This is a genomic window from Caulobacter sp. GW821-FHT05F04 (assembly GCF_059419665.1).
Window position 1 is genome coordinate 294,426 of record NZ_JBWKSF010000001.1, and the last position, 17,073, is coordinate 311,498.

Here is a 17,073-nt window from a genome sequence, read left to right on the forward strand (position 1 = left end):
GCCCTATATTGCGACCAATGGGCCCATACGGACCGAATCCGCCTTTCCGGCGGTGACGGAGCGGTTTGCGGTACGGTAGATTCACCATCTCGGCGAAGTGACTCGCCCTGAGGTCTGTACCTGACAGGTCTCGGATTTGGGATTGGAGCGCGCGACGCGCGCTCCGGGGATCGACGGGAGCCGCGCGGTTTGGACAGGGGCTTAGCGAGACACGGGGGGACGGCGTCCGCCGGACCGACCGCGCCCGCGGCCGTGCGCGCCAAGTCCGTCCAGGCCCCGTCGCAGGGGTTCATCCGCATCGCCATCCTGGCGGCCCTGCTGCTGCTGGCCGTCTATACCGCCTTCGGCGTCAAGCGCCTGCAGCAGGAGGCCTCGGCCCAGCCGGGCGGCGCGCCGCTGTCGGCCAAGGCCGGGCTGATCGCCGGCCGCGTCGAGGCCAACCTCGCCGCTCAGCGCGCTGGTCTGTCAGCGGCCGCTGACATGCTCAGGCGCGATCCGGGCGCGACCATGGACGCCGCCGAGACCGCCCTACGCGCGGCTGGCGGCGAGGCCGCGGCCGTCGCCGTGGTCAGCCCCGCCGGCGTCGTCTCTGTCGCCGGCCGCGACGACGGCGCCGACTGGAAGGGCGCGTCCCAGGCCGCCGCCGCCTCGGGCCGCACAACCTGGACCGGTTCGGTCGGCGAGACCGGCCGGCTCTACGTCGCCACCACAGCCACCCTGGACAAGACCCGCGCCTTCGTGATCGCCAGCGGCGACGCCTCGCGTCTGATCGACGAACCCGAGAAGGGCGACAGCGGAGCCCTGGCCCTGCCCAGCGGCGCGCTGATCGCCGCCCGCGGTCGCGCCGCCCAGGGCGCCACCACCTTCCGCGAGGCCTTCGCCCTGTCGCCCGACGATGTCGTCGGCGGCCCCGTCGCCCTGCGCGGCCAGGCCGCCGATGGCGCGGCGCTGGATATCGCGGTGCGCCCGGTGGCCGAGGGCGCCCTGCTGGTTCTGGCCGCAGCCCCGACCCACAGCGTCGCCAATGTCGACCGCCAGGTCATGGAAGGCGCGATCAACCTACTGGCCCCTCTGGCCGTCGGCATCGCGCTCGCGCTGCTGCTGATGATCCAGAGCCGAAAGGCCGAGCTCGCCCACCGCGAGTTCATCGACAGCGAGCAGCGCTTCCGCCTGGCCGTCGAGGCCGCACGCTGCGGCATCTGGGAATGGGACCTGAACGCCGACCAGGTCTTTCTGTCCGACGTCACCGGCGCGATGTTCGGCTGGGGCGGCGGCGGCGTCGTCTCGGGCCAGGACCTGCTGGAGCGGGTTTCTATCGACCACCGCGAGCGCGTTCGCCAGGCCCTGGCCAACGCGGCCATGTACGGCGCCTTCGACGTCTCGTTCCGCGTGCCCGCCACCGAGCAGGGCGCCCGCTCGCTGTGGATCGACGCCCGCGGCCAGGGCTTCGGCAAGCCCGGCGCCGACGGCTATGTCCGTATCATCGGCGTCGCCCTGGACGTCACCGAGGAACGCCTGGCCCAGGCCCGCGCCCAGGCCGCCGAGAACCGCCTGCGCGACGCCATCGAGAGCGTGTCGGAAGCCTTCGTCCTGTGGGATCGCCAGGGCCGGCTGCTGATGTGCAACCGCAACTACCGCAGCGTCTTCTCGCTCGAGCCGAAATTGCTCAAGCCCGGCGCCGCCCGCGCCGAGGTCAACCGCTTCGCGGCCCTGGCCATCAAGCAGGACTACCCGGCGCCGGACGGCGCCAAGGGGGTGCGCGAGGCCGAAATGATGGACGGCCGCTGGATCCAGATCAGCGAGCGCCGCACGGCCGAAGGCGGCCTGGTCATGACCGCCGCCGACATCACGGCCATCAAGACCCAGGAAGAAGCCCGCCGCCTCAATGAGGAGCAGCTGCAGAACGCCATCACCGGCCTGGAGCGCAGCCAGGAGCAGCTGGCCGAATTGGCCCGCAAGTACGAGACCGAGAAGGTCAAGGCCGAGAGCGCCAACAAGGCCAAGAGCGAATTCCTGGCCAATATGTCCCACGAACTGCGGACGCCGCTGAACGCCATCAACGGCTTCTCCGAGATCATGATGAACGAGATGTTCGGGGCGCTGGGTGACGCCCGCTACAAGGGCTACAGCCAGGACATCCACTCGTCGGGCCAGCACCTGCTGGCCCTGATCAACGACATCCTCGACATGTCGAAGATCGAGGCCGGCAAGATGAACCTCAAGTTCGAGCCGATGCACCTGGAGGACGTGGCCGAGGACGCCGTGCGCCTGGTCCGCAACCGCGCCGAGGCCGCCGGCCTGAAGCTGAACGTCGCGTTCCCGCACCTGCCGGAGATCGAGGCCGACTATCGCGCGGTCAAGCAGGTGCTGCTGAACCTGCTGTCGAACGCCATCAAGTTCACGCCGCGCGCCGGCAGCGTCACGGTCAGCGCCGAGCTCCGCCGCGATCCGTTCGGCGACAAGGTCAAGGTGTCGGTCACCGACACCGGCATCGGCATCGCCAAGGAAGACCTGGCGCGCCTGGCCAAGCCGTTCGAGCAGGTCGAGAGCCAGTTCTCCAAGACCACCCAGGGCACGGGCCTGGGCCTGGCCCTGACCAAGTCGCTGATCACCATGCACGACGGCCTGCTGGAAATGCACTCCCAGCCCGGCGAAGGCACCACGGTCAGCTTCACCCTGCCCGTCCGCCAGAGCGAGCACAAAGCCGCCCGCGACTTCGTGGCGGCCTAACCTCCGCCGCTCGCCCCTCGCCCCTCGCCCCTCGCCCCTCGCCTCTTACGTCGTTGAAGTCGCGGCTCGATGCTCGCGATGGGGATCGAGCTGTTGTCACGGTCCGAGATAGGGGATATTGCGACGCACTCGCAATATCAGGATCGATCATGTCCCGTCGCTTCGCCCTCCTCCTGTCGTCCGCCCTCCTCGGCGCCCTGGCCAGCCCGGCCCTCGCGCGCCAGGCGGACGAGACGACGGTCGACGCGGTGGTGATCACCGGCTCGCAGGTGCGCCTGCCGCCCGTCTATTCCGGCGGCCAGGTGGCGGCCGGCGCCCGGGTCGGGCTGCTCGGCGCGTTGGACACCCTGGACACTCCGTTCTCCATCACCAGCTACACCGAGGAGCTGGTCCGCAACCAGCAGGCCCGCAGCATCGCCGACGTCCTGCAGAACGACCCGACCGTGCGGGTCTCCAAGGGCTTCGGCAACTTCCAGGAGCTGTACGTCGTTCGCGGTTTCCCGGTCTATTCCGACGACATGACCTACAACGGCCTCTACGGCGTGCTGCCCCGCCAGTTCGTGGCGGCCGAGTTGGTCGAGCGCGTGGACGTGTTCCGCGGCGCCAACGCCTTCCTGAACGGCGCGGCGCCGGGCGGCAGCGGCGTCGGCGGCGCCTTCAACCTGATGCCCAAGCGCGCCGGGACCGCGCCTCTCACCCGCGTCACCGCCGGCTGGGACGGCGGCTCGCAATTCTATGGCTCGGCCGACGTTTCTCGCCGCTTCGGCGAGAACAACGCCTATGGCGCGCGCCTGAATCTCGGCCTGCGCGACGGTGAAACGGCCGTCGACAACGAGAAGCGCAATCTGAAGGTCGTGGGTCTGGGTCTGGACCGTCGCGGCGACCGCGCCCGCTTCTCGGCCGACCTCGGCTTCCAGGACCACCATATCGACGCTCCGCGCCCGACCGTCACCCCGGCTGGGGCGATCCCCAAGGCCCCGGATGCTGGCGGCAACTTCGCCCAGCCCTGGACCTATACCGACGAGCGCCAGCTGTTCGGCGCGGCGCGCGGCGAGTTCGACCTGACCGACGCCGTCAGCGCCTGGGCCGCGATCGGCGGCCGCAAGGGCAAGGAAAGCAACGTCCTGGCCAATCCGACGGCCCAGCCGAACGGCGTGATCAGCGCCTACCGTTTCGACAATGTCCGCAAGGACGAGGTCATCTCCGCCGACGCCGGCCTGCGCGGCAAGTTCCAGACCGGTTCGATCGGCCACAACCTGGTGGCCTCGGTCGCCTCGGTCAGCCTGAAGTCGAAAAACGCCTACGCCTTTTCGAACTTCGCCGGCTTCGCCAGCGATCTCTATAGCCCGGTCAATGTCGCCGCCCCGAACCCGAACTTCTTCGTCGGCGGCAGCAAGTCGAACCCGAACGTCACCGAGCGCGCCAAGAACCGCAGCGTCGCCGTCGCCGACACCCTGTCGTTCCTGGACGACAAGCTGCTGCTGACCGCCGGCCTGCGCTACCAGGACGTCGAGACGCGCTCCTACGACTACAACACCGGCCTCCGCAACGCCGCCTATGACGGCCACGCCACCACCCCGGCCCTGGCCGCGGTGTTCAAGCCCAGCAGCCAGGTCTCGCTGTACGCCAACTACGCCGAGGCCCTGGTCCCCGGCCAAGTCGCCCCGGCCCAGGTCAACGGCGTCGCCGTGGCCAACGCCGGCGACATCCTCTCGCCGTTCCGGGGCAAGCAGGCCGAGGTCGGCGCCAAGTACGACGCCGGCGCGTTCGGCGGCTCGCTCTCGCTGTTCCGCGTCAAGCAGCCCAACGCATTCTTCGTCGCCAGCAGCCGTCAATACACTTCCGGCGGCGAACAGGAGAACAAGGGCGTCGAGCTGACCGTCTACGGCCAGCCCGCCGAGGGCCTGCGCGTCCTGGGCGGCGCGACCTGGCTGGACGCCAAGGTCAATCACGCCCTGGACGCCACGCTGGAAGGCAAGTCGCCGATCGGCGTGCCGGACTTCCAGGCCAATGTGAACGTCGAGTGGGACATCAAGGCCGCCCCCGGACTGACCGTCGAGGGCCGCATGGTCCATACCGGGTCGCAGCCGGCCAACGGCGCCAATACGGTCCACCTGGCCGCGTTCACCCGCTTCGACGCCGGCGTCCGCTACGCCTTCGAGGCCGGCGGCAAGGCGATGACGGTCCGCGCCCGGGTCGAGAACCTGGGAAACAAGGACCAGTGGGTCGCGGTGGGCGGCTATCCCAACGCCAACTACCTGACGCTGGGCGCGCCGCGCACCCTGCGTCTGTCGCTCACCACGGACTTCTAGACCGCATGAAGGCCCGGACGCTCCGCGCCTGGTCGTGGGTTCACAAGTGGTCGAGCCTGGTCTCGACCGCTTTTCTGCTGATGCTGTGCGTCACCGGCCTGCCGCTGGTGTTCAAGCACGAGATCGAGCACGTCCTGATGCGCGAGGCCTGGGCCCCGGCTCATCCGGACGGGCCTCGGCTGAACCTCGACCAGGTGCTCAACGCCGCCCTCGCCCGCAAGCCGGGCGAGGTTCCGGCCTTCATGAGTTTCGACGAGGATCGGCCGGTCGTGAATGTCACCAGCGTCAAGCCGGGCGACAAGGCGGGCGTCTACAGCTTCCAGCCCATCGACCAGACCAGCGGCGAGCCCGCTCCGTCGGTGGCCGGCCACCCGGTCATGGAGTTCCTGCTCCATCTGCACACCGACATGTTCCTGGGCCTGCCGGGGATGCTGTTCCTGGGCGCGATGGGCCTGTTGCTGATCGTGGCCCTGGTCTCGGGCGTGGTGCTGTACGCGCCTTTCATGCGCCGGCTGCCGTTCGGCGCGGTGCGGGCCAGCAAGCAGGCGCGCACACGCTGGCTGGACTACCACAACCTGCTGGGCGCGGTGACCCTGTCCTGGCTGCTGGTCGTCGGGACGACGGGCGTGGTCAACACCCTGGCCACGCCGATCATCGACTACTGGAAGAACACCGCCCTCAAGACGCTGACCCAGGCCTACGACAAGTCCGCGCCCCCTCGCCAGCGCAGCTCGCTGCAGGCCGCCGTCGACCGGGCCAAGGCCGCCCTGCCCGGCATGCGGCTGCAGTTCGTCGCCTTCCCCGGCTCGACCTATTCGACCGACCACCACTATGCGGTGTTCTTCCATGGCGACACGCCGCTGACCGCGCACCTGACCACCCCGGCCCTGATCGACGCCCGCACCGGCCAGCTCGCCGCCGTCGCCCCGACGCCCTGGTACGTGAAGACCCTGTCGCTGTCGCAGCCGTTGCACTTCGGCGACTATGGCGGCCTCCCGCTGAAGATCCTTTGGGCGCTGCTGGACATCGCCACTATCGTGATCCTGGGCTCGGGTCTCTATCTGTGGCTGGCCAAACGGAAGCCCGCGCGATGAGCAAGAGCGGCCATCACAACACCCTCTGGCAGGTGTTCCGCGCCCCGGCCGCGATCGCCGCGCTCAGCCTGTTCGGCCTGGTCGCCGCCCTGCTGGGCGACGGGACCTGGGACGTCGTCGGCGCGCTGACCCTGGCCTCGTCGGTCGCGGCGACGGTCTGGGCCCTGGCCACGCGCAGGCGCTGATTATTACTTTCGTTTCATAGACTTAAATCGACGTCATGAAGCAGTCGTAACGGGTGTTCCGCGGCGCCGGCGACTACACCCTCATTCAACGGATCGCCACGGGCGGCCACACGAATTGAGGGACAAGATCATGAGCAAGCTCGTCAACCGCATCGCCGCCATCGCCGCCCTGGCCCTAGCCGCCACCCCGATCATCGGCCTGACCGCCGCCCACGCCGCCGAGTCGTCCGCGCCCATCGCCCGCATCCGCGTCGGCGACCTGACCCTGTCGAATCCGGCCGACGCGCGCGAGTTCGCCCGCCGCGCCCATGCCGCCGGAACCCGCGCCTGCGACGCCAAGGGCTTCAGCGGCCTGTCGGCCAGGGCCTGCATGATGGACTTCCGTGAAGACCTGCGGCACGCCCTGACCAAGCAACAGGCGGCCCAACTGCGGGTCGCCAAGCGCGCCGGCGCGTAACTGGCTCCCGGTCCTAACCTCTGCGCAGCCAGGCCGCGACCGCCCACGCATGGGCGTCGTGGCGGAGGGCGACCACCGCGTCGCGCGGATCCAGCCAGACCAGCTTGTGGTCGTCCTCGACCTTCAGGCCCGGCGCCTCACCGGTGACCTGGACGACATAGACGCCGCCGAAGTTTCGCACCGGCTGGCCATCGGACTTCAAAAAGAGCTGCGAGACCGTCTCGATCAGCGCCCCGGCCTCGACCACCAGGCCGGTCTCCTCGCCGAACTCGCGGACCACCGCCTGCTGTTCGGTCTCATCGCCGTCCACCGCCCCACCGGGCAGGTCGAAGTACGGCGGCTTGCCGGGCTTGGTGACCTGGGCCAGCGCGATCTGGCCCAGGCTGTTCTCGGCGATGCCGAAGGCGGCGGCGCGGTCCATATAGGTCTTGCCCGCGACGGGCGCGCCGAAAGCCAGCATCCTTTAGTCCTTGCCGTAGAGGTCGTTCCAGGGATCGGCCTTGCCGGACGCCACGTCCGCCACGCTGATCTCGGGACGATAGCCGATCGCGCCATTGGCGCTGGCGCTCCAGGCGTCGACCACCAGGTCGCGCAGAGCCGCGGCGCCGGCCGCGATGCGGGCCTGGACGAAGGCCTTGGCGCGCGGGTCGGTCTCGACCATCCCACCGGCCTTTTCCAGCTGGTACAGGGGCTCGGTCTGCTTCCAGGTGTCGGTCAGATAGCCGACCACGCGGGTCTCGATCGAGCAGTCGCAGGCCTTGTAGGCTGGGATCAGGGCCTTGACCGACGCCTCGTCGCCCAGGGCCTTGGCCAACGGGCCTTCGAACTGGAAGTGCGTCGAGCGGGCGTTGGTGTAGCCGTTGGGGTTGGGATAGTCGCCCCAGCCGTTGTAGTGCACCGACAGATGCAGCGGCTGGCTGCCGTCGCCGACATAATGGGCCCAGACGCCCAGATCCCGCAGCAGCAGCGCCTCGCGACGGATCAGATCGGCCTTGTAATAGGCCAGGCGGGTCTTGTCCTTTTCCAGCTTCACCGCGGCGGTCAGCACGCGCCAGTAGGTGAAGTCCTTCACCAACTGCTGGTAGCCGTCGATGATCGCATACGGCAGGTAGCCAGCCTTCCAGCTGTCGACGCCGGCGGCCTGCAGGGCCTTCTCATAGTCGGCGCGGGTCGGCGGCAGGGTCGCCACCGTGAACATCGGGCCGCCGTACATGCGGCCCTGGTCGTCGATGTCCAGGAAGTGGGCGGCGTCGCGATCGGTGTCGTGGATCTTGCCCGAGCCCTTCCAGCGGTCCGGCTCGCGGGCGTATTCGCCGATCGCGGCGATGGCCGTCGGGGTGCGCAGGAACGCCGGCACGTCGGCGGGCAAGCTCTCGGCGCCGACGACGCCCACGACGCGGTGGCCCGAAGCCCCCCAGGCGAACGCCGAGGCGGCCGGCGCTGACAAGGCGGCGGCGAGGACGAGGACTTTCAGGCTGGACGACAGTCGCAAGGGATAGGCTCCGAGGATCAGATAGGCCGGGCTAGCCGGGTGTAAGGCGCCGAGGCGATGTCCGCCAGCGCCGCGCGCGCCAGTGACCTGAGACGTCCAGTATTGCGGCGGTGTTTCCGCGCGTCCCGGCTCTTCGGAACGGAAAGTCGAGTCGCGGCGGACGCTTGGTTTTCGGCCCGGTTCCATCTGTGATGGCTCTCGAAAGCAAAAAATCCGCGCCCTTACAGCCCCGTTTCAAGCGTCTGAATCCATGTCACTTTCTCGCCTGTTTGGCGAAAGCGGCCCGCGGCGTATCGACTCTCGGGGTTGTCACGGGTCCGTGATCCGAATATCCAAGCCGCCAACCGACAGACACGCCGATAAGAGGACCCCCTCGATGCGACGCAAGCTCGCCGGAATTTTGGCCACCGCGGTCATCTCCGCATTCGCCATTCCCGCCCTCGCTCATGCCGCTCCCGCGGACTCCGCGCCCGCTCAGGCGACGCGTGTAGACCCGCTCGGCGACCTGATCACCTCGGCCCTCAGCGGTGGCGCCCTGCCCGGCTCGGTCGAGTTCACGATGAAGGCGACGATGTACCACGCCGGGGCCAAGGGCATCCGCGCGTTCGACTCGCTGGGCTGCAAGGTCGCGGCCATGCGCACCGTCGCGGTCGATCCCAAGGTGATCCCGCGCCGCACCGTGATCTTCATCAAGGAAACCGTCGGCCTGCCCATGCCTGACGGCGGCCGGCACGACGGCTACTGGTACGCCTCCGACATCGGCGGCGCGATCAAGGGTCTCAAGCTCGACCTGTTCAGCGGCGTCGGCGCCAGCTCGATGAAGGCTCTGCGCGGTCTCGACCTCTCCAACCTCTCGGTCAGCAAGGTCGGCGAATTCAAGGGCTGCCCGCCGCAATAGGCGGGCCCGGACCACGGTCCACACTAGAATTGTTCTCCGGACTCGGCTTGGATCCCCGCCTTCGTGGGGATGAGCGGTTCGGGGTCTATCATGCGCAATCTGTCCATCAGCGTCCTGGCCCTGGCGGCCGTGCTCGCGGCTGCTCCCGCCCACGCGGCGGATGACCTCTCTCGCCTGAAGACGCGGGCCGCCAAGGTCCAGATCATCCGGGACGATTGGGGCATCGCCCACATCCACGGCAAGACCGACGCCGACGCGGTGTTCGGCATGGCCTACGCCCAGGCCGAGGACGACTTCAACCGCGTCGAGACCAACTTCATCACCGCCCTGGGCCGCACCGCCGAAGCCGAGGGCGAGAAGGCGATCTGGGCCGATCTGCGCCAGAAGCTGTTCATCGATCCCGTCGTGCTGAAGGCCGACTACGCCAAGAGCCCGGCCTGGCTGAAGGCGCTGATGAACGCCTGGGCCGACGGGCTGAACTACTATCTGGCGACCCATCCGGACGTGAAGCCTAAGGTCATCACCCATTTCGAGCCGTGGATGGCGCTCAGCTTCTCGGAAGGCAGCATCGGCGGCGACATCGAGCGCGTCGCCCTGACCCAGCTGGAAGCCTTCTACGGCCAGCGCCAACTGGCCATGACCGCCGACGAGAAGGGCCTGCTGTTCAAGGAGCCCAAGGGCTCGAACGGTATCGCCATCGCCCCGTCCAACACCCTGGGTGGCCACGCCCTGCTGCTGATCAACCCGCACACCAGCTTCTTCTTCCGCTCGGAGATGCAGGTGGCCAGCGATGAAGGCCTCAACGCCTATGGCGCCACGACCTGGGGCCAGTTCTTCATCTACCAGGGCTTCAACGCCAAGGCCGGCTGGATGCACACCTCCAGCGGCGTCGACGTGGTCGACGAGTTCGCCGAGACCATCGTCGAGAAGAACGGCCAGCGCTTCTACAAGTACGGCTCTGAACTGCGCCCGTTGAAGAGCGAGGTGATCGCCGTCCCCTACCGCGCCGCCGACGGGACGTTGGCCACGAGACGCTTCACTGTCTTCAAGACCCACCACGGCCCGATCGTCCGCGAAGAGGCCGGCAAGTGGATCAGCATCGCCCTGATGAACAAGCCGATGGCGGCGCTGGAGCAATCGTTCCTGCGCACCAAGGCGACCGACTACGCCAGCTTCATGAAGGTGGCCGAGCTGAAGGCCAATTCGTCGAACAACACCCTGTTCGCCGACAGCAAGGGTCAGATCGCCTATCTGCACCCGCAGTTCATCCCCGTGCGCGACGACCGCTTCGACTACACCAAGCCGGTGGATGGCTCGGACCCGGACACCGACTGGAAGGGCCTGACGCCGCTGGACAAGGCCCCGCACGTGCTGAACCCGAAGAACGGCTGGGTCTTCAACAGCAACAACTGGCCCTACGGCGCGGCCGGGCCCTACAGCCCGAAGAAGGCCGACTTCCCGAAATACATGGACCAGGCCGGTGAGAATCCGCGCGGCGTCCACGCGCCGCTGGTGCTGAAGGACCGCAAGGACTTCACCCTCGGCGGACTGATCACCGCCGCCTACGACCCGTACCTGACCGCCTTCGCGCGGCTCGTTCCGACGCTGGTCGCCGCGTATGACGCCGCGCCCGATCCGAAACTCGCCGAGCAGGTCGCCGCCCTGAAGGCCTGGGACCGCAAGTGGTCGGCGCGCTCGACCGAGACCTCGCTGGCCGTATTCTGGGGCGAGGCGATGTGGGCCAAGGCCGCGCCGGCCGCCAAGGCTGCGGGCATGAACGTCTATGACTACATGGCCGACAAGCTCTCGCCCGCCGACAAGCTGGCCGCCCTGGCCGAGGCTTCGGATCGCCTGACCGCCGACTTCGGCTCGTGGAAGACGCCATGGGGCGAGATCAACCGCTTCCAGCGCAACGACGGCGCGATCGTCCAGACCTTCGATGACAAGAAGCCCAGCATCCCGGTGGCCTTCACCTCGGCTCAGTGGGGCTCTCTGGCCTCGTTCGGGGCCAAGCGCTGGCCGGGGACCAAGAAGTACTACGGCACGCTGGGCAACAGCTTCGTGGCGGTCGTCGAGTTCGGCGACAAGGTCCGCGCTCGCGCCGTCTCGGCCGGCGGTGAGAGCGGCGACCCCGCCTCCCCGCACTTCAACGACCAGGCCCTGCGCTACAGCCTGGGCAACCTGCGCGACGTCTATTTCTATCCGGAGGACGTGAAGGCCCACGCGGTGAAGACGTACAAGCCGGGGGAGTAGGCGCCATCCCGCGAGGGGCGGGGGGCGGGATGACGCCACGCGCCCTTAGAACCGGATCACGGCTCCGAGGTTCAGGCGCGTCTCGTTCCCGTCCAGCTTGATCTTATCGCCGGTGGAGAAGTTCACGGTCTTGTCGTCGTAGCGTACGCGCAGCAGCTCGCCGCGCATGGCCAGGTTGGCGGTCAGCTGCTGCTCGTAGCCGATGCCATAGACTAGGCCCTTTTCGGTGACCTTCTTCTTGGAACCGGTGATCGAGGTTTCGATCTTGCGACGCTCCAGCCCGACCTTGGCGTACAGCAGGGCGTCATCGGCCACGACCAGGCCGGCGCGGGCGGCCACGCCGTAGCGCAGGCCCGGGTCGATCGTGACCTTCGTCCCTGACAGGGTGCGCGAGGCCTTGCCGCCGCCCGCGCCCAGGCTGGTTTCTGCGCCGAAATAGAACCCTTCGCCGACCACCGCGCCGTAGCCGATGAAGCCGCCATAGTCGAAGCCGGTCTTGTTGGCCGAGCCTGACACGGGCGCGCCCGTCTTCGGTGTGAGGTTCAGCTTGGTCTTGGGCTTGCCATAGCCGACCTCGGCGCCGCCGTAGAAGCCGCTCAGCACGTCGCTTTCCTCGGCCATGGCGGGGGCGGCGACCGCGGCGCTCAGCAAGGCCGCGGCGATGATCGTGGTTTTCAGCATGGGAGAGACTCCACCTTCGTTGATTGCGCCGGTCGGGAGCCGGCTTGGATGGAGCCTAGGTGGCGGCCGGTGATGGAGGGTCCGCGAGGGAAGTGTGGAGACCGTGTCGGGGCGACCTTAAGAGTAATTCATTTGCCAGAACGCCTATCCGCGGGCCTTGCATGAGGCTCGCGCGACGTTCGTCGAACCTCCACGAAACTTCGACAGTCCGACGCCAAGATCCGCCGCTCACGCTTCAGGACCCGAAGATGGAAAACGCGCTGATCTGCGTGGTCGAGGACGACCCCGACATCGCTCGCATCCTGCAGACCTACCTGGAGCGCGAACACCTGCGCGTGGTCTGCGCCGCCGACGGCGAGGCGGCGCTGGCCCAACATCGCAGCCTCAACCCCGCCCTGATGCTGCTGGACGTCAATATCCCCAAGAAGGACGGTTACGCCGTGCTGGCCGAGGTGCGACGTCGCGGCGACACGCCGGTGATCTTCGCCACCGCCATGGCCGAGGACATCGACCGCCTGACCGGCCTGCGGATGGGCGCGGACGACTATGTGGTCAAGCCGTTCAACCCGGCCGAGGTGGTCGCGCGGGTCAAGGCCGTGCTGCGCCGGACCGCCGGCGGCGCCCGCGCGGAGCTGCTACGCCAAGGTCCTATCGAAGCCGATCTGACCGCCCACGTGGCGCGGGTGATTCTGGGCGCGACCCCGCCCACGGTGCTGAACCTGACACTCAGCGAGTTCCGTATTCTCGTGCAGTTCCTGGGCGCGCCGATGAAGGTGCTGAGCCGGGCCGAGATCCTCGACGCCTGCCTGCCCGAAAGCGACGCTCTGGAACGCACCGTCGACAGCCATGTCAGCAACCTGCGGCGCAAGCTGGAGGCGGCGGGCGCGACGGGCTTCGTGATCAATGTGCGCGGCGTCGGTTACCGCCTGGTCGCCGCGTGAAGCCGCCCCCCACCTTCGCCCGCCGCCTGGGGAGCGCGATCGCCGCCATGCTGGCCGGCGCGGTCCTCTTCGTGGCCACCGCGTCGGCCGGGATCGACAAGCTGATCGAGCTGGAGATCAAGGGCCGCCTCTCCGCTCGTCTCATCCACGCCGTCGACCAACTGAACCAGAATCGCGTGCCGTCCAACGCGGACATGATGCTGCTGATGAACACCATGTCGGTCGAACAACCGCGCGCGACGGTCCTCAGCTATATGGGCGTCGCGCTACTCTCTCTCCTGGTCATCGCCGTATGCGTCTGGATGGCCGGCCTGATCGCTCGCCGCTTCGCCGCCCCGGTCCACGCCGTCATCGAAGGCGCGCGCAAGGTGGCGGCCGGCGACTTCAGCCATCGCATCGCCCCGCCGCCCAAGCTGACGCGCGAGTTGCAAGACCTGATCGACGGCTTCAACGCCCAGGCCGAGGCCCTGGAACGCTCCGAGCGCCGCATGCGCTTCCAGACCGCCGCCGTCGCCCACGAGTTGCGCACGCCCCTGACCATCCTGAACGGCTACATCCACGGAGCCCTGGATGGGGTCTTCCCACGCGACGACCAGCACATGCGCGCCCTGTTGACCCAGGTGGAGGATCTGTCGCGGATCATCGACGACCTGCGGACGGTCAGCCTGGCCTCGTCCGGGGCCCTGGCCCTGGAGATCGGCCTCTGCGACCTGGCGGCCGAGGCCTGCTCGGTGCTGCGCTCCATGCGACCGCAGTTCGAGGCGGCGGGCATGAGCGTCGAGGCCGAGCTGGACCCAACCCTCGTGCAGGCCGACCCGGCTCGGGTGCGACAGATGCTGCTGGCCTTGCTGGAGAACGCGAGGCGCTACGCGGCCGACGGCGGTCGTCTCTGGGTCAGCACCCAGCGGCGCGACGGGGTCTGCCTGCTTCGCGTCGCCGACCGGGGACCCGGCTTCCCATCGGAGCACCGAGCATTCGAAGGCTTCTGGCGCGCCGACCTCTCGCGCACCCGCGCCACCGGCGGCTCGGGTCTCGGGCTGTCGGTCGTGAAGGCCTTGGCTGACGCGCATGGCGGCGAGGTCACGATCAGCAACCGGCGGGGAGGCGGCGCGGCGGTCGAGCTGCGGTTCGTGGCCGAAGGAGTCTAGATATCCCCGCCGACGTTCGGCGCGACACCCGGGGCGCGGGCGACGTGGATGCCGCACTCGGTCTTTTCCTGGCCAGCCCAGCGGCCTGAGCGACCGTCTTCCGACGGCTGGGTGCAGGGCCAGCAGCCGATCGAGGCATAGCCCTGGGCGACCAGCGGGTGGGACGGCAGGTCGTGCTCGGCGACATAGGCCTCGAGCTCGGCCTTGCCCCAGTTGGCCAGGGGATTGAACTTCAGCTTGCCGTCGGCCGCCTCGACCACCGGCAGGCTCAGACGGTCGCCGCCATGGAAGCGCTTGCGGCCGGTGATCCAGGCGTCGAAGCCGCCCAGGGCGCGGTCCAACGGCAGCACCTTGCGGATGTTGCAGCAGCCGTCGATGTCGGTGCGCCACAGGTCCGACTTCGGGTCCTGGGTGGCGATGTCCGCGAACGCCGGGCGCAGGTCGCGCACGTCGGTCAGGGCGAAGCGCGACGCCAGGTTCTTGCGGTAGTCCAGCGTCTGGCCGAACAGCATGCCGGTGTCGAGGAACAGGACCGGGATGGCCGGCGACACCTGAGAGACCAGGTGCAGCAGCACGGCCGACTCCGCGCCGAACGACGAGACCAGGGCCAGGCGGCTTCCGAAGTGCTGATAGGCGGTGCGCAGGATCGTCAGCGGATGGGCGTCACGCAGTTCGGCGTCCAGCCGGGCGGCGAGACCCGCGGCGCTCCCCCCGATCTGGTCGTAAGCCATCAGGAGGCCCTTTCCTCGAACGCGACCGGCTTGTCGTCGACGGCGCGCTGATAGACGTGGCGGAAGCGGCTGGCGGCCTTGGTCCAGGCCTCCGGCGTGGCGCCGTCGTTCGGCTCGAAAGCGTCGAAGCCGCAGCGGACCATGAAGCCGGCCTGCTCCCGCAGCACGTCGCCCACGGCGCGGATCTGCCCCTCATACTTGAAGCGCTCGCGCAGCAGGCGGGCCGAGGTGTAGGCGCGGCCGTCGCGGAATTTCGGGAAAGCCAGGGCCACCACCGCGATACGTGGCAGATCGTAGGCCAGCACCTCGATCTCCTGGTCCGACTCGACCCGCACGCCCACACGGCGGCTGTTCGAGGACAGCAGGCCGTCCCCCTCGGCCTCGAAGCGGGTCAGGGACAGGATCACGTCGCCCGTTTCCGGGATGGCGTCCTCGTCGGTGACGTTGACGAAGGCGTCGTCGGCCCAGCGGGCCTGGCCGTCGGCCAGCTCAATCAGCCTGGGCATAGACCGCCTCCTTGAAGGGTTCGAGGCCGACGCGGCGATAGGTGTCGAGGAAACGCTCGCCGTCGGCGCGGACGTTCAGATAGGCGCCGACCAACTGGTCGACGGCGGTGGCGACCCGGTCGGCCGGCAGCGCCGGGCCGAGGATCTTGCCGATCGCGGCGTCTTCCGCGCCCGAGCCGCCCAGCGACAGCTGGTAGAATTCCTCGCCCTTCTTATCGACGCCCAGGATGCCGATGTGGGCCACGTGGTGGTGGCCGCAGGCGTTGATGCAGCCGCTGATCTTGATCTTCAGCTCGCCGATGGTCTCGGCGCGATCGGGATCGGCGAACTGGCGGGCGATGTCCTGAGCGATCGGGATGGCGCGCGCATTGGCCAGGGCGCAGTAGTCCAGCCCCGGGCAGGCGATGATGTCGCTGATCAGGTCGATATTGGCGGTGGCCAGGCCGGCGGCTTGCAGGGTCGCGAACACGGTCGGCAGGTCGTCCAGCTTGATGTGCGGCAGGACGAGGTTCTGCACGTGGGTCACGCGCAGGTCGTTGAAGCCGTAGCGCTCGGCCAGATCCGCGACGACCTCCAGTTGGTGGGCCGAGGCGTCACCCGGCGTCTGGTCGGCGGCCTTCAGCGAGACCTCGACGATCGCATAGCCTGGCTGCTTGTGCGCCTTGACGTTGTTGCGCACGAAGCGGGCGAAGGCGCTGTCCTTGGCCTTGGCGACCTCGAAGGCCTCCGAGCGGGCCGGCAGGGTCTCGAACGGCGTGGCGGCGAAGGCGGCGCGGATGCGCGCGTACTCCGCGGCCGGCAGGTCGGCGCGCGCGGCGTCGATCTTGGCCCACTCCTCTTCGACCTGGCGACCGAACTCTTCGGCGCCGAGGGCGGCGACCAGGATCTTGATGCGGGCCTTGTAGATATTGTCGCGGCGACCGTGGCGGTTATAGACGCGCAGCACGGCTTCCAGATAGCTCAGCAGCCGGTCGGTCGGCAGGAACTCCTTGATGGTCGGACCGACATAGGGCGTGCGCCCCTGGCCGCCGCCGACGATCACCTCGAAGCCCAGCTGGCCGTCGCGGCCCTGGCGCATCAGCAGGCCGATGTCATGCACCTTGGCGGCCGTGCGGTCCTTGGCCGAGGCGGTGATGGCGATCTTGAACTTGCGCGGCAGGTAAGAGAATTCCGGGTGCAGGGTCGACCACTGGCGGATCACCTCGGCCCAGACGCGGGGATCGTCGACCTCCTCGGCCGTGGCGCCGGCATAGGGATCGGACGTCGTGTTGCGGATGCAGTTGCCGCTGGTCTGGATGGCGTGCAGGTCGACCTCGGCCAGCTTGTCCAGGATCTCCGGCGCGTCCTTCAGCTTGATCCAGTTGAACTGGATGTTCTGGCGCGTGGTGAAGTGGCCGTAGCCCTTGTCGTAGTCACGGGCGATCTCGGCGAGACGCCGAGCCTGGGCCGCGTTCAGCGAGCCATACGGGATGGCGACCCGCAGCATGTAGGCGTGGAGTTGCAGATAGAGGCCGTTCATCAGCCGCAGCGGCTTGAACTGGTCCTCGGTCAGCTCGCCGGCCAGGCGGCGGGCGACCTGGCCCCGGAACTCGGCCGAGCGGTCGGCCAGGAATTCCTTATCGATGAGGTCGTACTGGTACATGCC

Annotated in this window: 15 protein-coding genes; 9 read left to right on the forward strand and 6 right to left on the reverse strand. The window is 68.5% G+C overall.

Going from position 1 to position 17,073, the window contains the following annotated elements:
- Positions 1 to 189 precede the first annotated feature (189 nt).
- The 5 genes from pleC to AC07R7_RS01585 all read left to right on the forward strand — a co-directional run bounded on the left by pleC (position 190) and on the right by AC07R7_RS01585 (position 6,778).
- Entirely contained in the window at positions 190 to 2,730 is a 2,541-nt protein-coding gene (gene pleC, locus AC07R7_RS01565; protein ID WP_494633808.1) for a cell cycle histidine kinase PleC, read from the forward strand.
- Between the two features lie 149 nt (positions 2,731 to 2,879).
- Positions 2,880 to 5,042: a TonB-dependent receptor gene (locus AC07R7_RS01570; RefSeq protein WP_494633810.1), complete on the forward strand. Its 2,163-nt coding sequence runs from the start codon at positions 2,880 to 2,882 to the stop codon at positions 5,040 to 5,042.
- On the forward strand, positions 4,952 to 6,136 hold the full coding sequence (locus AC07R7_RS01575; RefSeq protein ID WP_494633812.1) for a PepSY-associated TM helix domain-containing protein: 1,185 nt from the start codon (positions 4,952 to 4,954) through the stop codon (positions 6,134 to 6,136). The genes AC07R7_RS01570 and AC07R7_RS01575 overlap by 91 nt, the downstream gene beginning before the upstream one ends.
- Positions 6,106 to 6,321 (forward strand): hypothetical protein, encoded by a 216-nt coding sequence (locus tag AC07R7_RS01580; RefSeq protein WP_494633814.1) that lies wholly within the window; start codon positions 6,106 to 6,108, stop codon positions 6,319 to 6,321. Before AC07R7_RS01575 ends, AC07R7_RS01580 begins: the two co-directional genes overlap by 31 nt.
- Before the next feature lie 130 nt (positions 6,322 to 6,451).
- The gene (locus AC07R7_RS01585; protein ID WP_492834931.1) at positions 6,452 to 6,778 is read left to right on the forward strand and encodes a UrcA family protein; all 327 of its coding nucleotides are present in this window, start codon (positions 6,452 to 6,454) and stop codon (positions 6,776 to 6,778) included.
- Positions 6,779 to 6,791: 13 nt separating this feature from the next.
- Here AC07R7_RS01585 and AC07R7_RS01590 read toward each other — a convergent pair whose 3' ends face one another.
- Both AC07R7_RS01590 and AC07R7_RS01595 read right to left on the reverse strand, forming a co-directional pair.
- Entirely contained in the window at positions 6,792 to 7,238 is a 447-nt protein-coding gene (locus AC07R7_RS01590) for an NUDIX domain-containing protein (RefSeq protein WP_494633816.1), read from the reverse strand.
- Between the two features lie 3 nt (positions 7,239 to 7,241).
- Positions 7,242 to 8,270 (reverse strand): phospholipase C/P1 nuclease family protein, encoded by a 1,029-nt coding sequence (locus tag AC07R7_RS01595; RefSeq protein ID WP_494633818.1) that lies wholly within the window; start codon positions 8,268 to 8,270, stop codon positions 7,242 to 7,244.
- A 376-nt stretch (positions 8,271 to 8,646) separates the two neighbouring features.
- On the opposite strand from AC07R7_RS01595, the gene AC07R7_RS01600 reads away from it, so the two are divergent.
- Both AC07R7_RS01600 and AC07R7_RS01605 read left to right on the forward strand, forming a co-directional pair.
- Positions 8,647 to 9,168: a 3D domain-containing protein gene (locus tag AC07R7_RS01600; RefSeq protein WP_492883432.1), complete on the forward strand. Its 522-nt coding sequence runs from the start codon at positions 8,647 to 8,649 to the stop codon at positions 9,166 to 9,168.
- A gap of 90 nt (positions 9,169 to 9,258) precedes the next feature.
- Positions 9,259 to 11,421, forward strand: a complete 2,163-nt coding sequence (locus AC07R7_RS01605) for an acylase (RefSeq protein ID WP_494633820.1) — start codon at positions 9,259 to 9,261, stop codon at positions 11,419 to 11,421.
- Between the two features lie 45 nt (positions 11,422 to 11,466).
- Here the strand turns inward: AC07R7_RS01605 and AC07R7_RS01610 are convergent, their stop codons facing one another.
- On the reverse strand, positions 11,467 to 12,102 hold the full coding sequence (locus AC07R7_RS01610) for an outer membrane protein (RefSeq protein WP_494633822.1): 636 nt from the start codon (positions 12,100 to 12,102) through the stop codon (positions 11,467 to 11,469).
- A gap of 248 nt (positions 12,103 to 12,350) precedes the next feature.
- On the opposite strand from AC07R7_RS01610, the gene AC07R7_RS01615 reads away from it, so the two are divergent.
- Both AC07R7_RS01615 and AC07R7_RS01620 read left to right on the forward strand, forming a co-directional pair.
- Entirely contained in the window at positions 12,351 to 13,043 is a 693-nt protein-coding gene (locus AC07R7_RS01615; RefSeq protein ID WP_494633824.1) for a response regulator, read from the forward strand.
- The gene (locus AC07R7_RS01620) at positions 13,040 to 14,191 is read left to right on the forward strand and encodes an ATP-binding protein (protein WP_494633826.1); all 1,152 of its coding nucleotides are present in this window, start codon (positions 13,040 to 13,042) and stop codon (positions 14,189 to 14,191) included. The genes AC07R7_RS01615 and AC07R7_RS01620 overlap by 4 nt, the downstream gene beginning before the upstream one ends.
- Here the strand turns inward: AC07R7_RS01620 and AC07R7_RS01625 are convergent.
- Genes AC07R7_RS01625 through AC07R7_RS01635 form a run of 3 tightly spaced genes read right to left on the reverse strand, consistent with a single transcriptional unit; the run spans position 14,188 to position 17,070 of the window.
- Complete coding sequence (locus AC07R7_RS01625) at positions 14,188 to 14,922, reverse strand: phosphoadenylyl-sulfate reductase (RefSeq protein WP_494633828.1); 735 nt, start codon at positions 14,920 to 14,922, stop codon at positions 14,188 to 14,190. The genes AC07R7_RS01620 and AC07R7_RS01625 overlap by 4 nt on opposite strands.
- On the reverse strand, positions 14,922 to 15,428 hold the full coding sequence (locus AC07R7_RS01630) for a DUF934 domain-containing protein (RefSeq protein ID WP_492883420.1): 507 nt from the start codon (positions 15,426 to 15,428) through the stop codon (positions 14,922 to 14,924). The genes AC07R7_RS01625 and AC07R7_RS01630 overlap by 1 nt, the downstream gene beginning before the upstream one ends.
- On the reverse strand, positions 15,412 to 17,070 hold the full coding sequence (locus AC07R7_RS01635) for a nitrite/sulfite reductase (RefSeq protein WP_494633830.1): 1,659 nt from the start codon (positions 17,068 to 17,070) through the stop codon (positions 15,412 to 15,414). The genes AC07R7_RS01630 and AC07R7_RS01635 overlap by 17 nt, the downstream gene beginning before the upstream one ends.
- Positions 17,071 to 17,073: the final 3 nt, after the last annotated feature.